This is a genomic window from Streptomyces sp. NPDC037100 (assembly GCF_055606225.1).
In genome coordinates, this window is the sequence record NZ_JBVJSX010000023.1 from 19,602 (window position 1) to 34,043 (window position 14,442).

The 14,442-nt window shown below is 72.2% G+C and carries 13 protein-coding genes; 8 read left to right on the top strand and 5 right to left on the bottom strand.

What is annotated here, in order from left to right; all coding sequences use genetic code 11:
• Positions 1–7: 7 nt before the first annotated feature.
• The 3 genes from ACZ7EG_RS39255 to ACZ7EG_RS39265 are packed head-to-tail and all read right to left on the bottom strand — an operon-like array spanning position 8 to position 6,602.
• Positions 8–772, bottom strand: coding sequence for an SDR family NAD(P)-dependent oxidoreductase (locus ACZ7EG_RS39255; RefSeq protein WP_471089567.1), 765 nt, complete (start codon positions 770–772; stop codon positions 8–10).
• Positions 773–804: 32 nt separating this feature from the next.
• Positions 805–1,626: an Fpg/Nei family DNA glycosylase gene (locus tag ACZ7EG_RS39260; protein WP_471089570.1), complete on the bottom strand. Its 822-nt coding sequence runs from the start codon at positions 1,624–1,626 to the stop codon at positions 805–807.
• Between the two features lie 59 nt (positions 1,627–1,685).
• Positions 1,686–6,602 carry an ATP-dependent helicase gene (locus ACZ7EG_RS39265; RefSeq protein ID WP_471089573.1) on the bottom strand — a complete coding sequence of 1,639 codons (4,917 nt, stop codon included), beginning with the start codon at positions 6,600–6,602 and terminating at the stop codon, positions 1,686–1,688.
• Positions 6,603–6,733: 131 nt separating this feature from the next.
• Here ACZ7EG_RS39265 and ACZ7EG_RS39270 point away from each other — a divergent pair, with 131 nt between their 5' ends.
• From ACZ7EG_RS39270 to ACZ7EG_RS39280, 3 genes are read left to right on the top strand one after another with little or no spacing between them, the layout of a single operon-like run.
• Positions 6,734–7,564 carry an AraC family transcriptional regulator gene (locus ACZ7EG_RS39270; RefSeq protein WP_471089576.1) on the top strand — a complete coding sequence of 277 codons (831 nt, stop codon included), beginning with the start codon at positions 6,734–6,736 and terminating at the stop codon, positions 7,562–7,564.
• 23 nt (positions 7,565–7,587) lie between these two features.
• Entirely contained in the window at positions 7,588–8,310 is a 723-nt protein-coding gene (locus ACZ7EG_RS39275) for an AzlC family ABC transporter permease (protein ID WP_471089579.1), read from the top strand.
• A complete protein-coding gene (locus ACZ7EG_RS39280; protein ID WP_471089582.1) occupies positions 8,307–8,618 on the top strand; it encodes an AzlD domain-containing protein in 312 nt (103 codons plus the stop codon). The genes ACZ7EG_RS39275 and ACZ7EG_RS39280 overlap by 4 nt, the downstream gene beginning before the upstream one ends.
• Here ACZ7EG_RS39280 and ACZ7EG_RS39285 read toward each other — a convergent pair whose 3' ends face one another.
• The gene (locus ACZ7EG_RS39285; RefSeq protein ID WP_471089585.1) at positions 8,619–9,563 is read right to left on the bottom strand and encodes a hypothetical protein; all 945 of its coding nucleotides are present in this window, start codon (positions 9,561–9,563) and stop codon (positions 8,619–8,621) included.
• An 81-nt stretch (positions 9,564–9,644) separates the two neighbouring features.
• Here ACZ7EG_RS39285 and ACZ7EG_RS39290 point away from each other — a divergent pair, with 81 nt between their 5' ends.
• The 5 genes from ACZ7EG_RS39290 (at position 9,645) to ACZ7EG_RS39310 (ending at position 14,128) form a co-directional block, all read left to right on the top strand.
• Positions 9,645–9,839, top strand: a complete 195-nt coding sequence (locus tag ACZ7EG_RS39290; protein WP_053671060.1) for a DUF3046 domain-containing protein — start codon at positions 9,645–9,647, stop codon at positions 9,837–9,839.
• A 190-nt stretch (positions 9,840–10,029) separates the two neighbouring features.
• Entirely contained in the window at positions 10,030–11,295 is a 1,266-nt protein-coding gene (locus tag ACZ7EG_RS39295) for an AI-2E family transporter (protein ID WP_471089589.1), read from the top strand.
• 341 nt (positions 11,296–11,636) lie between these two features.
• A complete protein-coding gene (gene recA / locus ACZ7EG_RS39300) occupies positions 11,637–12,761 on the top strand; it encodes a recombinase RecA (RefSeq protein WP_362042764.1) in 1,125 nt (374 codons plus the stop codon).
• A 3-nt stretch (positions 12,762–12,764) separates the two neighbouring features.
• The gene (gene recX, locus ACZ7EG_RS39305) at positions 12,765–13,583 is read left to right on the top strand and encodes a recombination regulator RecX (protein ID WP_471089593.1); all 819 of its coding nucleotides are present in this window, start codon (positions 12,765–12,767) and stop codon (positions 13,581–13,583) included.
• Between the two features lie 104 nt (positions 13,584–13,687).
• The gene (locus tag ACZ7EG_RS39310; RefSeq protein WP_471089595.1) at positions 13,688–14,128 is read left to right on the top strand and encodes a GNAT family N-acetyltransferase; all 441 of its coding nucleotides are present in this window, start codon (positions 13,688–13,690) and stop codon (positions 14,126–14,128) included.
• Positions 14,129–14,193: 65 nt separating this feature from the next.
• On the opposite strand, the gene ACZ7EG_RS39315 is transcribed toward ACZ7EG_RS39310, so the two are convergent.
• A partial coding sequence (locus ACZ7EG_RS39315) for a transposase (protein WP_471089598.1) occupies positions 14,194–14,442 on the bottom strand: 249 nt, incomplete at its 5' end.

Sequence of the window (14,442 nt, forward strand, 5' to 3'; positions counted from 1 at the left end):
GGGCGTCTCACCACGGCATGGCCACGCCCCCGTTCGGGCGGAGTATCTGTCCCGTGGTGAAGGCCGAGGCGTCGCAGGCCAGGTGGAGGATGGCGTGAGCGATGTCCTCGGGCTCGCCCACGCGGCCCAGGGGTGACAGCCGGGCCATGAGGGACTCCGTGTGCGCCTGGGACGCGCTGTCGTGGCGGTCGGTCATGGGGGTTCGGATCCAGCCCGGGGCGACCGCGTTGACGCGGATGCCGTGCCGGCCCAGCTCCGTCGCGAGGGTCTTCGTCAGCTGGACCACCGCTGCCTTGGCGACGCCGTAGCAGAGCAGCCCGGGACCGCCGGTGTCGACGGCGCCGGAGGCCATGGTGACGATGCTGCCCCGGGTGCCCTGGGCGATCATCAGGCGGGCGGCCTCCTGGCAGGCGTACAGGACTCCCTTGAAGTTCACGTCGAGCACGCGGTCGAGGTCCTCGTCCCGGGTCTCCAGCACAGGGCTGCTGTGCATGATCCCGGCGACCGCGGCCAGGGCGTCCAGGCGCTCGCAGGAGGTGAGTGCCTGCTTCAGCCCGGACCGGTCGGTGACGTCGAGAAGGTGAGTGCGGGCGGTTCCGCCGCTGTCCTCGATCAGGGTCGCCGTCTCGTGCAGGCCTCCGGCGTCACGGTCGGCGCAGTGCACCTTCGCCCCCGCCTCGGCGAGCAGAAGGGCCGCGGCGCGGCCGATGCCGCTCGCCGCGCCGGTGACGAAGACGCTGCGGCCGGTGAGGTCGTACGCCGTGACGGGCATACAGGGACCGTACGAGCGTTTCTGACGAGTCGTCAATCAGTGCGGCGGCGCCGGGTGGTGGCGGGGGCGGGCCCCGGCTGGCAGGTGGGGCACCAGTAGGTGGGGCGTTCGCGGGAGCCGTCGCCCTGGTCCGCGACGCGGATCGAGGTGCGGCACCGCAGACAGGGGCGGGGGGCGCGGCCGTAGACGAAGAGGTCCTGGCCGCGGCGGCCCGTCGTGCTGCGGATCGGACGGTCGCGGTTGGTCTCCAGCAGCTTCTTCGCGAGCGCGGGCAGTTGCTCGGCGCGGTCGGCGGGCAGGGCACCGGCCGGGAGCCAGGGGCTGACGCCGAGCAGGAAACAGAGCTCGCTCTTGTAGACATTGCCGATGCCCGCGAGGTTGCGCTGGTCGAGCAGGGCCTCGCCGAGCTCGCGGGCGGGGTCCTGGAGGACGTTGGCGAGGGCTTGGTCGGGGTCCCAGTCCGGGCCCAGAAGGTCGGGGCCGAGATGGCCGACCGCGCGAAGCTCGTCGGCCGTGCGCAGGAGCTCCAGGACGGGCAGGCGGTAGCCGACGGCCGTGCGGTCGGTGTTGCCGAGGATCGCGCGGATCTGATGGCCGGGACCGCCGCTCCAGCGCTGGCCGTTCCCGTACACCTTCCAGGAGCCGTCCATCCGCAGGTGGGAGTGGAGGGTCAGACCACCTTCGATGCGGGTGAGGAGGTGCTTGCCGCGCGCGGTGACGTCCAGGACCGCGCGGCCCGTGAGATCGGCCGTGGCGAAACGGGGCACCCTGAGGTCGCTGCGGGTCAGCACCTTGCCCGCGAGGGCGTCGTCCAACCGCCTCGCGGCCTGCCAGACCGTGTCACCTTCGGGCATGGGTCAAGGGTGGCACGAACGCCGCACGCTCGGCCGGAGCGGCTGCGGGTGCCCGGCCGTCATGCACGCAGGCGCAGCCCTCGGGGGGTCGCGATGAAACCTGCTCCTTCCAGGAGGGTGCCGATGGGGGAGGTGAGGGCCTGGGCGCCGTTGACGCGCTCCACCGTGACCGTGCCGAGGGAACCCGCGCGGGCTGCCGCGGCGAGGGCCTCCGCGGCGCTGTGCAGCCGGGGGTCGTCGGCGGGATCGCCGTCCGGGTGGGCGGGCCAGGCCAGCAGGGTCTTGCCACCGCGCTCCATGTAGAGCGTCAGCTCACCGTCGACCAGGACCACCAGGGAGCCCGCTTTACGGCCCGGCTTGTGCCCGGCGCCGCTCGGTGGTTCGGGCCAGGGCAGGGCGGCGCCGTACGCGTTCGCCGGGTCGGCGGCGGCGAGAACGACGGCCCGGGACGCGCCGTCGGGGCGGGTACGGCGGCCCGCGAAGCCCTGGTCGTATCCGCCGCGACCACCGTTCTGCCAGGGCGGGGCGGCCTGCGGGGCGTAGTCGCGTGGCGAGACCCACTCACCCGGGGACGGCTTCGGGATGTCGTACGAGGGGGCCTGGTCGGGGAAGCCGTCGGGCCTGGGGTCGCCGGTGTGGCCGAGGGAGGGGACCGAGTCGTCCGGGGCGGCGAAGTCATGGGCGGGGAACGGGTCGGGCTCCGAGCCGGGAAGCGGACCGGGCAGGTCCGCGCCGCGGTCGCGGGCGTTCGACACCGCGCGCAGGCGGTCCACCGCGCCGTCCATCGCGAACTGTGCGGCGCCGAGGCCCTCCACCACATAGCCGCGGCGGGCCTGGCCGCTTTCCTCGAAGACGGACAGGACCCGGTACGTCGCCGAGAAGCCGCCCTCGACGCCCTCCGCCGAGACCGCGCCCCTGGTGACCACGCCGTGCCGGTCGAGGAGGGTGCGGGCGAGCGCGTGGGCGCGCACGGTGGGGTCCGGTTCGTGGGCCGGGAGCAGCGACCAGCGGCCGGCCACCGTCGGCGGGCCGGAGCGGGACGAGGTCCGGGCCGCGGCCGTCAGGGAACCGTAGCGGCCGCGCGGGACGGAGCGCTTGGCGCGGTGGGCCGTGGAGCCGGCGGTGCGGCCCGAGCCGAGCAGGGAGCGCATGGGGGTGAGCGTGTCGTTCGTCAGGCGGCCGGACCAGGCCAGGTCCCAAAGGGCGTCAGCCAGTTGGGGATCGGTTGCCTCGGGGTGGGTGGTGGCGCGGACCTGGTCGGCGATCTGGCGGAAGAACAGGCCGTAGCCGCCGGAGAGGGTGTCCAGGACGGACTGGTGCAGGGCGGTCAGCTCCAGAGGGTGCGGGGGCGGCAGGAGCAGGGGGGCCGCGTCCGCCAGATAGAGGGAGACCCAGCCGTCCTTGCCGGGGAGGGAGCCCGCCCCGGCCCAGACCACCTCTCCGGCCGCGGTCAGCTCGTCCAGCATCGCCGGGGTGTAGTTCACGACCCGGGAGGGCAGCACCAGCTTCTCCAGGGCGGAGGCCGGCACGGACGCGCCCTGGATCTGCTCGATGGCCCGGACCAGTCCGTCGATGCCGCGCAGCGAGTGCCCCTTGCCGATGTGCTGCCACTGGGGGAGGAACTGGGCGAGCGCGGCCGGTGGCACCGGCTCCAGCTCGTGCCGCAGGGCCGCCAGGGAGCGGCGGCGCAGCCGGCGCAGCACAGCCGCGTCGCACCACTCCTGGCCGATCCCGGCCGGGTGGAACTCGCCCTGGACGACCCGTCCCGCCGCCGCGAGCCGCTGGAGGGCGCCCTCGGTGACGGCGACGCCCAGTCCGAAGCGCGCGGCGACCGTGACCGAGGTGAACGGGCCGTGGGTGCGGGCGTAGCGCGCGAGGAGGTCGCCGAGCGGATCCTTGACGGGCTCCGTGAAGGCTTCCGGGACGCCGACCGGCAGGGCTGTGCCCAGCGCGTCGCGCAGGCGGCCCGCGTCCTCGATCGCCGCCCAGTGGTCTGCGCCCGCGACACGGACCCGGATGGCGCGGCGGGCACCGGCGAGCTCCTGCGCCCACTGCGGCTCGGCGCCCCGCTCGGCGAGCTCCGTGTCCGTGAGCGGGCCGAGCAGGCGAAGGAGGTCCGCGACGCCTTCGGCGTCCTTGACGCGGCGGTCCTCGGTGAGCCACTGGAGCTCCCGCTCCAGCTCGGTCAGCACCTCCGCGTCGAGCAGCTCGCGCAGCTCCGCCTGGCCCAGCAGCTCGGCCAGCAGCCGCGAGTCCAGCGACAAGGCGGCGGCGCGGCGCTCGGCCAGCGGGGAGTCACCCTCGTACAGGAACTGGGCGACGTAACCGAAGAGGAGCGAGCGCGCGAAGGGCGACGGTTCGGCGGTGGTGACCTCGACCAAGCGCACCCTGCGGGACTCCAGGTCGCCCATCAGCTCGACGAGACCGGGCACGTCGAAGACGTCCTGGAGGCACTCGCGGACCGCCTCCAGAACGATCGGGAACGAACCGAACTCGCTCGCCACCTGCAACAGCTGCGAGGCGCGCTGACGCTGCTGCCACAGCGGGGTCCGCTTGCCCGGGTTGCGGCGCGGCAGCAGCAGCGCACGGGCGGCGCACTCGCGGAACCGGGACGCGAACAGGGCCGAGCTGCCCACCTGGTCGGTGACGACCTGGTCGACCTCACCCTTGTCGAAGACGACGTCCGCCGCGCCCACGGGGGCCTGCTCGGCGTCGTACTCGCGGCCCATCGTGACCGGCTCCTGGTCCAGCAGGTCCAGGCCCATCAGGTCGGCGTCCGGCAGCCGCAGCACGATGCCGTCGTCGGCGTGCATGACCTGCGCGTCCATGCCGTACCGCTCGGAGAGCTTGGCACCGAGCGCGAGCGCCCAGGGGGCGTGCACCTGGGCCCCGAAGGGGGAGTGCACGACCACGCGCCAGTCGCCGAGCTCGTCGCGGAAGCGCTCCACGACGATCGTCCGGTCGTCCGGGATGTGACCGCAGGCCTCACGCTGCTCTTCCAGGTACGACAGCACGTTGTCCGCCGCCCACGCGTCCAGCCCGGCGGCGAGGAGACGCAGGCGCGCGTCGTCCTCGGGCAGCGACCCGACCTCGCGCAGGAACGCGCCCACGGCCCGGCCCAGTTCCAGCGGGCGGCCCAGCTGGTCTCCCTTCCAGAAGGGCAGCCGACCCGGCACGCCCGGGGCGGGGGAGACCAGAACACGGTCCCGGGTGATGTCCTCGATGCGCCAGGAGCTGGTGCCCAGGGTGAAGACGTCGCCCACACGGGACTCGTAGACCATCTCCTCGTCGAGCTCGCCGACCCGGCCGCCGCCCTTCTTGGGATCGGCGCCCGCGAGGAAGACGCCGAAGAGACCGCGGTCGGGGATCGTGCCGCCGGAGGTGACGGCGAGGCGCTGTGCGCCGGGGCGGCCGGTGATCTCGCCGGTGACCCGGTCCCACACCACGCGCGGACGCAGCTCCGCGAACGCGTCGGACGGGTAGCGGCCCGCCAGCATGTCGAGGACCGCCGTGAAGGCCGACTCGGGAAGCGAGGCGAACGGGGCGGCCCGGCGGACGGCGGCGAGGAGGTCGTCGAACTGCCAGGTGTCCAGGGCCGTCATGGCGACCACCTGCTGCGCCAGGACGTCCAGGGGATTGGCCGGGACCTTGAGGGACTCGATGGAGCCGGTGCGCATGCGCTCGGTGACCACCGCCGCCTGCACCAGGTCGCCGCGGTACTTCGGGAAGACCACACCGGTGGAGACCGCGCCCACCTGGTGCCCCGCCCGGCCGACCCGCTGCAGTCCGGAAGCGACGGAGGGCGGCGACTCCACCTGCACGACCAGGTCCACCGCACCCATGTCGATGCCCAGTTCGAGACTGGACGTGGCCACGACCGCGGGCAGCCGGCCCGCCTTGAGGTCCTCCTCGACCAGGGCGCGCTGCTCCTTGGACACCGAGCCGTGGTGGGCGCGGGCGATGACCTGCGGGGCGCCCTGGGCCGCTCCGGAGCCGCCCATGAGCTCGGCCGGAGAGTGGTGCTCGTCGAGGGTCTCGCCCGTGGCCCGTTCGTACGCGATCTCGTTCAGCCGGTTGCAGAGGCGCTCCGCGAGGCGGCGGGAGTTGGCGAAGACGATCGTGGAGCGGTGGGACTGGACGAGGTCGGCGATCCGCTCCTCCACATGCGGCCAGATGGACGGGCGCTCGGCGCCTTCCTGGCCGTCCGCGACCGGGGAACCGCCCAGCTCGCCCAGATCCTCGACCGGGACGACCACGGACAGGTCGAACTCCTTGCCGGACTCCGGCTGGACGATCTCCACCTTGCGGCGGGGCGAGAGGAAGCGGGCCACCTCGTCCACGGGGCGGACCGTCGCGGAGAGGCCGATGCGGCGGGCGGGCTTCGGGAGGAGGTCGTCCAGCCGCTCCAGGGAGAGCGCGAGATGGGCGCCACGCTTGGTGCCGGCGACCGCGTGCACCTCGTCGAGGATCACCGTCTCCACGCCCGCCAGTGCGTCGCGCGTGGCCGACGTCAGCATCAGGAACAGTGATTCCGGGGTCGTGATCAGGATGTCCGGCGGGCGGGTCGACAGGGCGCGGCGCTCGGCGGCGGGGGTGTCTCCCGAGCGGATGCCCACCCTGACCTCGGGTTCGGGCAGGCCGAGGCGTACCGACTCCTGCCGGATGCCCGTCAGAGGGCTGCGCAGGTTGCGCTCGACGTCCACCGCCAGGGCCTTCAGCGGGGAGACGTACAGGACACGGCAGCGCTTCTTGGGGTCGGCGGGGGGAGGCGCCGAGGCCAGCTGGTCCAGAGCCGCCAGGAATGCGGCCAGGGTCTTGCCGGAGCCGGTGGGGGCGACGACCAGCACGTCCGAGCCCTCGTGGATGGCCTGCCACGCACCGGCCTGGGCCGAGGTGGGCGCGGAGAAGGCACCCGTGAACCAGGCTCGGGTCGCGGGGGAGAAGCCGTCCAGGGCTCGCTGCGCATTGCTGGGCATGCGTCCATCGTGCACCTCGGCACTGACAACAGGGCCTCGACGCCTCCTGGCCTGCCGTTTCGCCGCGAGTGCGGCCACCGCCGGGCCGCCGCGGGGGCGCCGGGGCGTGCACGGCCACGGACAATGGGCCTATGGACGAGCGCGCACGGCACTGGCAGTACGGCGAGCTGCCCGGAGTCGATCTGCTGCGGGCCCGGTACGTGCACAAGACGTTCGTGCGGCACACGCACGAGAACTTCGTGATCGCCGCCATCGCCGACGGCGTGGAGGTCTTCCACCACGGCGGGGGTGACCAGTACGCGGGAGCCGGGGCTCTCGCACTGGTGAATCCCGATACGCCGCACACCGGACGGGCCGGGGTGCCCGAAGGGTGGCGGTACGGGGCCGTGTACCCGCCGGTCGACGTGGTCGCCGAGATCGCGGCCGAGACGACAGGGCTGCGTGGGACCCCGGGGTTCGTCAGCCCGGTGGTGGACGATCCCTACGTCGGAGGGCTGGTCCATCAGGTGCTGCGGGCCGCCGACGAGGGCAACGCGCTGGCCGCGGACACGCTGCTGCGGGTCGTCGTGACCAGGTTGCTGCGGTTGAACGGCGGGCCCATGCCGCGGCGGGAGGTGCGGACGGCGGGAGCCCGGATCGCGGCACGCGCGCGTGATGTGCTGGAGGAGCGGATGGCATGTCCGCCGACCCTCGCGCGGCTGGCGGCCGACCTCGGGACCAGCCCGTTCGCCCTGCTGCGGGCCTTTCGGAACGTCTACGGGATGCCGCCCCACGCGTGGCTCACGGACGCGCGGGTACGGCGAGCGCGGCGGCTGCTGGACACGGGGACGACTCCCTCCGAGGCGGCCATGGCCGTCGGGTTCACCGACCAGCCGCATCTCAACCGGCACTTCAGCCGGATGGTCGGCGTGCCTCCCGGGGCCTACCAGCGGGAGCGCAAGAACGTACAAGACCTCGGGTAGCGGCTTCCCGTAGCGTGCGGGGCGTGGCAGACAGGACATCTCTCGAAGACGCAGACATAGGCGGGAAGACGGATCGGACGGTCGTACGAGACGCCCTCGGGGTCGGGGTGGCCGTCGGGCTGTCCGGCTTCGCCTTCGGCGTGACATCGGTCGGCAGCGGACTCACGCTGCCGCAGACGTGCGCGCTCAGTCTTCTGGTGTTCACCGGGGCGTCCCAGTTCGCCCTGGTGGGGGCCCTCGCGGCCGGGGGCAGCCCGTTCACGGCGACCGCCGGCGCCTTCTTCCTGGGTGTGCGGAACGCCTTCTACGGCCTGCGTCTTTCGCAGTTGCTGTCCCTCCCGCGCGTGGTGCGGCCGTTCGCCGCCCAGTGGGTGATCGACGAGACGGCCGCCGTCGCACTCGCCCAGCCCACCCGGCGTGCCGCGCGGCTCGGGTTCGTCGTGACCGGGCTGAGCCTCTACCTCCTGTGGAACCTCACCACGCTGCTCGGTGCCCTGGGTGCCGAGGCGATCGGCGACACCGACGCGTGGGGCCTGGACGTCGCCGGGCCCGCGGTGTTCCTGGCACTGCTCGCGCCGATGCTGAAGACCGGCACCGAGCGGGCCGTCGCCGGGCTCGCCGTGCTGCTGGGGCTCGGACTGCTGCCGGTGCTGCCCGCCGGAGTGCCGGTGCTGCTGGCCGCGCTGGCGGCGCCGGTGGTGCTCTGGGCGGACGGCCGGCGCAAGGGGCAGGGGGAAGAGCGGTGAACGTCTGGATCGCGATCGGTGCGACCGCCCTCGGATGCTACGCCGTCAAGCTGGCGGGCCTCCTCGTGCCCGCTGGGGCCCTGGAGCGGCCTCTCGTCAAGCGTCTCGCCGCCCTGCTTCCCGTCGCGCTGCTGGCGGCCCTCACCGCCCAGCAGACCTTCGCCGACGGGCAGACACTGGTGCTGGACGCGAGAGCCGCCGGACTCGCCGCCGCCGCCGTGGCGCTGGTGCTGCGCGCCCCGTTCCTCCTCGTCGTCGCCACGGCCGTGCTGGTGACCGCGGGGGTGAGGGCCATGGGAGCGGGATGATCAGTCGATGACGCGGCCGTACGCGCTGAGCACGCGCAGGGCCTCGATCGTCACGAGCGGGCGTGCCTCGAGAGCCGGGGCCGGTGCCCAGTGGCGCCACCGGACGGGCCAGCCGCCGTCCTCCTGTTGCTGCGCCGCCAGGTGGTCCAGGGACCGGGCCATCTCGTCGTCCGTGAACCACGCGCGCGCGAGCGAGCGCGGTGTCCGCGCGTAGTCGTACGGGAAATGGTGCTCCCCCGGGGCGTAGCCGGGAGAGACCGGGTAGGCGTCCAGGTCGTCGGGGTCCAGGGCCGCGAGGCGGTGCTTGCGGACCAGGCGGCCGAGACGGTCGGCGGCCGCCTGCGCGCGCGGGCGGTCCGGGGCGGAGTCCAGGAACACCACGGCGGCCTCGACCTCGTACGGGTGCGGCGTCTCCAGGGACTCGACCGCCCGCCAGCAGAAGTCCGTGGCCCGGAAGAGCCACGCGTGCCACACCTCGTTGCGGTGCAGCAGGCCCACCACCGGCCCGGTGGCCAGCAGGTCGCTGGGCGGGTCGTCCACCACCGTCACAAAGGGGGCCGTGGGGTAACCGCGCTGGCTGGGGTGGATCGCCGGGAGGGCGCCGTCCGCGGTCGAGACGGACGTCAGGTAGCGGCACATGCGTTCCACCCGCTGGCCGGCGCAACGTCCGACCGCGTCCAGAACACGCAGTGCGTGCGCGGTGTGCAGCGGCTGGCTGACCGGGCCGCGCAGATCGGGCTCCAGCGCGTGGCCGTACCCGCCGTCCTCGTTCCGGTAGGCGTCCAGGGCGGTCTCCACCGGATCCGCGGCGGCGCCCCGGAAGTGGTGGGCGAAGCGGCGCTGCTCGAGCACGCGCGCGGTGAGCCAGACGAAACGCTCCGCGCGCGTGACGGGGCTGTGCGGCGGGGGCGTCGGGGGCAGTTCGGTAGCTCCTGATTCGGCCATGGGTCAGACCGTAGGGCGCGAAGCCTGCGCCGGCAGGCGGTCCCGGCTCAGGCCCACCCCCAGGGGCGGGATACTGGAGTCATGCGGTTGACGGTCTTCTGGCAGCGGATGGCGGAGCACTTCGGTCCTGGCTACGCCGAAACCTTCGCGCGCGACCACGTGATGTCCGAGCTCGGCGGGCGCACGGTGCACGAGGCGCTGGCGGCCGGCTGGGACGCCAAGGAGGTCTGGCAGGTGGTCTGCTCGGTGATGGACGTGCCCCGGGAGAGGCGCTGACCGTTGCCGGGTGAGCCCCGGAGACCGTCGGCCGACGAGGCCGGCCGGCCTCACAGACCACCGGCCGGGCCGGGCGGCCGGCCCAAGGGAACACCCGCCGACCAGGCCGGTCCGTCCCCGACGACGCTGACCGGTCACGAAGATCGCAGCCGGGCAGACGGCTGTCTGCGGCGTGGGCGAGACTTGGACCGTGACACCCACTGACGAGACCGGGCAGGCAGCCCAGCAGTCCTCAGCTTCCGGTACGACACCGCCTGTCCGGCCTCCGGTCGGCGGGGCCGGTGCGAACGGCCGCATGCCGCGCTGGCTGCCCCGCGCCATGGTGCTCGCGCTCGCCCTCGTCGCGGTGTTCCAGTTGGGCAGCTGGGCCTTCCACCAGCTCACCGGTCTGCTGGTCAACATCCTCATCGCGTTCTTCCTGGCGCTCGCGATAGAGCCCGCGGTGAGCTGGATGGCCTCGCGCGGCTTGCGCAGAGGGCTCGCCGCGTTCATCGTCTTCATCGGCGTGATGATCGTGTCGGCAGGTTTCGTCACCCTGCTCGGTTCCGTCCTCGCGGACCAGATCATCAAGCTGATCGAGGGCTTCCCCGAGTACCTCGACTCCGTCATCCACTGGATCAACACGCACTTCAAGACCGACCTGAAGCGCGTCGACATCCAGGAGGGCCTGCTCCGCTCCGACTGGCTGCGCAACTACGTCCAGAACAGCGCCACCGGCGTCCTGGACGTGTCGGCCCAGGTCATCGGCGGCCTCTTCCAGCTGCTCACGATCGCCCTGTTCTCGTTCTACTTCGCCGCTGACGGCCCGCGGCTGCGCCGCGCGATCTGCTCGGTCCTGCCGCCCGCCCGCCAGGCGGAGGTGCTGCGCGCGTGGGAGATCGCCGTGAACAAGACCGGCGGCTACATCTACTCCCGCGGTCTGATGGCGCTGATCTCCGGCGTGGCGCACTTCGTCCTGCTCCAGGCCCTGGACGTGCCCTACGCACCCGTGCTCGCCGTGTGGGTGGGCCTGGTGTCGCAGTTCATCCCCACCATCGGCACGTACCTGGCGGGCGCCCTGCCCATGCTGATCGCGTTCACGGTGGATCCCTGGTACGCGCTGTGGGTGCTGGTCTTCGTCGTGATCTATCAGCAGTTCGAGAACTACGTGCTGCAGCCCAAGCTGACCTCCAAGACCGTCGACATCCACCCCGCCGTCGCCTTCGGCTCGGTCATCGCCGGCACAGCCCTCCTCGGTGCCGTCGGCGCGCTGATCGCCATCCCCGCCATCGCCACGCTCCAGGCATTCCTCGGGGCGTACGTCAAGCGCTACGACGTCACGGACGACCCCCGGGTGCACGGCCACCGGCGACGGGGAGAGGGGCCGGGCCTGCTCGCGCGTGCGAGGGGAGGGTGGGAACGGCGCCGCGAGGCGGAACGGCCACAGGGCCGGGGGCCCGGGCAGGACTCCTCCTGACCTTGCCGCCGGCGATCTGATCAGGCCGCCGGCGATCGGGCGGCAGCCTGCCCGAAGCATGGAGCCGGCCCCAGGGGGAAGGCCCACGGCAGGTGCCGGGACACGGAACGGACGGCACCGGCTCGGTTCCGGATGTGCCGCGTGGTGCGCTTGACACCAAAATCGAACATCCATTCTTATGGAGGCACCGGCGAGGCTCAACGAAGGTCATTTCGACGTACTTTGGGTAGAGAAATGCCCGAGTTATCCACAGGCCGGACGTGCGTCGGGGCGCGTTGTCAGTGGCAGGCGTTAGCGTCTTTGACGTGAAGCGATCGACTCAAGCAAATCGGGTGGAACCCATGGCAGGAACCGACCGCGAGAAGGCCCTGGATGCCGCGCTCGCACAGATTGAACGGCAATTCGGCAAGGGCGCGGTCATGCGCATGGGCGACCGGACCAAGGAGCCCATCGAGGTCATCTCGACCGGATCCACCGCCCTCGACGTGGCTCTCGGCGTGGGCGGCCTGCCCCGCGGCCGTGTCGTCGAGATCTACGGACCGGAATCCTCCGGTAAGACCACCCTCACCTTGCACGCGGTGGCCAACGCGCAGAAGGCCGGAGGCCAGGTCGCCTTCGTCGACGCGGAGCACGCACTCGACCCCGAGTACGCGAAGAAGCTCGGCGTCGACATCGACAACCTCATCCTCTCCCAGCCGGACAACGGCGAGCAGGCCCTGGAGATCGTGGACATGCTGGTCCGCTCCGGTGCCCTCGACCTCATCGTCATCGACTCCGTCGCCGCGCTCGTCCCACGCGCGGAGATCGAGGGCGAGATGGGCGACAGCCACGTCGGTCTGCAGGCCCGCCTGATGAGCCAGGCCCTGCGGAAGATCACCAGCGCGCTCAACCAGTCCAAGACCACCGCCATCTTCATCAACCAGCTCCGCGAGAAGATCGGCGTGATGTTCGGCTCCCCCGAGACCACGACCGGTGGCCGGGCGCTGAAGTTCTACGCCTCGGTGCGCATCGACATCCGCCGCATCGAGACCCTGAAGGACGGCACGGAGGCGGTCGGCAACCGCACCCGCTGCAAGGTCGTCAAGAACAAGGTCGCGCCGCCCTTCAAGCAGGCCGAGTTCGACATCCTCTACGGCCAGGGCATCAGCCGCGAGGGCGGTCTGATCGACATGGGCGTGGAGCACGGCTTCGTCCGCAAGGCCGGCGCCTGGTACACGTACGAGGGCGACCAGCTCGGCCAGGGCAAGGAGAACGCGCGCAACTTCCTCAAGGACAACCCCGACCTGGCCAACGAGATCGAGAAGAAGATCAAGGAGAAGCTGGGCGTCGGCGTGCGCCCCGAGGAGCCGGCCGCCGAGCCGGGTACGGACGCCGCAGCCTCCGCACCGGCCGACGCGGCACCGGCTGTCCCGGCCCCGGCACCGGCCAAGACCGCCAAGTCCAAGGCCGCCGCAGCCAAGAGCTGACCTGTGACACGGCGAACCGACTGGGCGGAGTACGAGTACGCCGCCTCCGGTGCCCCACGGGGGAGGGGCACCGGAGGCGACCCGGCCTCGGCCGTGGACGAGGTGGACGGCTCCGGGGACACCCCACTCGAGGGCGACCGGCTGTACGGAGACGGGGACGACACCGGGCCGCACGGGGGCGGCTCACCCAGAGGCGGCTCGCGTGACGGCGGGCCGCGCGGCAGGCGGGGTCGTCGTCGGCGTGGCTTCGGTGAGGCGGCGGCCGATACCGAGGACGGAGGTGCCCTTTCCTCGTCGAGGGCCGAGCAGGAGGCACCTCCGGGGGACCCGGTCGAGCGGGCTCGGGCGATCTGCCTGCGCCTGCTCACCGGGACCCCACGGACCCGTAAGCAACTCGCCGACGCCCTGCGCAAGCGGCAGATCCCGGACGATGCCGCCGAGGAGGTGCTCTCACGGTTCGAAGAGGTCGGCCTCATCAACGACAGTGCCTTTGCGGACGCCTGGGTCGAGTCCCGCCACCACGGCAGAGGACTCGCCCGGCGTGCGCTCGCCCGGGAGCTGCGAACCAAGGGCGTCGATGCGACGCTGATCGACGAGGCGGTCTCCCAGCTCGACTCCGAGCAGGAGGAGGAGACCGCACGCGAGCTCGTCGCACGCAAGCTCCGCTCCACCCGCGGACTCGACCGGGACAAACGCCTCCGCCGCCTCGCGGGCATGCTCGCCCGCAAGGGCTACCCCGAGGGCATGGCGCTGCGGGTGGTCCGGCAGGCGCTGGAGGAAGAGGGGGAGGACGCGGAGTTTCTCGGGGACGAGGGGTTCTGAGGGGTGTGCCGCCGGCGGGCTGAGGCCTGTGACCCGGAGCAGTTGCATGGGCGAGGCGAGCAACTGCCGCCGCTGAACGGCTGTGTGCGTCCTAGGCTCAGCGCATGAAGATCCATGTGCGGTCAGCAGCCGAGGCGGACGTGTCAGCGTTGCTCGCTCTGTACAGCGAATTGAACCCGGACGATGCGCCGTTGCCTCAGGCGTCCGCAGACACCATCTGGGCGGCCATATCAAGGCAGCAGGGACGTACGATCCTGGTGGCTGATGCCGACGGCACCGTGGTCGGAACGGCGGACTGCATCATCGTGCCGAACTTCACGCGCGGGGGCAGGGCCATCCTGTTCGTGGAGAACGTCGTGGTGGCCCGCTCCTTCCAGCGGAGCGGTGTCGGCCGTCAGCTGATGGAGACTGCTGTGCGGCTGGCTGAGTCAGCGGGCTGCTACAAGCTTCAGCTCCTTGCCGCGGACGACGAGTACGTCCACACCTTTTACAAGGCGTGCGGTTTTGAAGCTCTGGCAGAGGGTTTTCGCCGCTACATCCCCTAAGAGCTGTCCCGTAAATGATCTCCGAGTCGTCTCAGGCATGGTCGGCTGCGGTGCGGCCCGCTGGTCTATCCGACGAGGGCGAGGTTGTGCATGCGGGCGATGCCGAGCATGGCGTGGTGGACGCCGTCGCCTTTGAGGCGGCAGTCGCGGAGGATCTTCCAGGTCTTCATGCGGGCGAAGACGTGCTCGACCCGGGCGCGGACGTGCTTGTGGGACCTATTGAGGTCCTCTTTCCAGTCCGGGAGTTCGGTCTGGCCGCGCTGCCGACGGTGCGGGATGACCAATCCGGTGCCCGGGTAGCCGCCGTCGGCGAT